Origin of the sequence: Luteitalea sp., from assembly GCA_009377605.1 — a bacterium.
Lineage (GTDB): Bacteria > Acidobacteriota > Vicinamibacteria > Vicinamibacterales > Vicinamibacteraceae > WHTT01.
Window position 1 is genome coordinate 1 of the sequence record WHTT01000278.1, and the last position, 649, is coordinate 649.

Annotated in this window: 1 protein-coding gene; it reads right to left on the reverse strand. The window is 62.4% G+C overall.

Annotated features, from left to right (window positions below; genetic code table 11):
• Positions 1 to 151: 151 nt before the first annotated feature.
• Entirely contained in the window at positions 152 to 595 is a 444-nt protein-coding gene (tnpA, locus tag GEV06_28920) for an IS200/IS605 family transposase (GenBank protein MPZ21865.1), read from the reverse strand.
• Positions 596 to 649 lie beyond the last annotated feature (54 nt).

A 649-nucleotide genomic window follows, 5' to 3' on the forward strand; every position in this document is an offset into this window, starting at 1 on the left:
GGCGGCTCAGGGGAGGAGTGTGAGCGTGCTGGTCGACGCTCGACGAAGAGAAGGATTGAGGGACTACCGCCTGAAAGGCGGTAGATTCTTTGCCGACTGAAAGTCGGCCTGCGGCTCAAGCCGCCTGAAGTGCTCCCGGCTCAGAGCCGGCTCAAGGCTCCGGGGGCGCGGTGATTTTGAACCCTTCCTCGTCGCTGTCCCAGCGTTGATTCTCGATATATTCCATCACCGTTTGTTCATCGACCGCGCCCACTGTCGCGCAGAAATACCCCCGCGCCCACAGGTGTTGCCCCCAATACCGCTTCCGCAGATGCGGAAACTCGTGCTGCAGCATCCGCGACGACCGCCCTTTGATGAATTGCACCAGCTTCGACGGGGCCAACTGCGGCGGCGCCGCCACCAACATATGCACGTGATCCGGCGATACCGCCCCGCGGATGATCGTCACTTCCCGCGCCGCACACACCTGCCGAATCAGATCGCGCGCCCGCTCCGCCACCTCCCCGCGCAGCACCTTGTAGCGATACTTTGTAATCCATACCAGGTGATACTTCAGATCCGTCACCGCGTGCGCGCTATGCCGGTACTCGACCACTTCCGCCTCCTCCACCCGAGTTGGAGGCTCAAGCTTACCGCCTGAAAGGCGGTG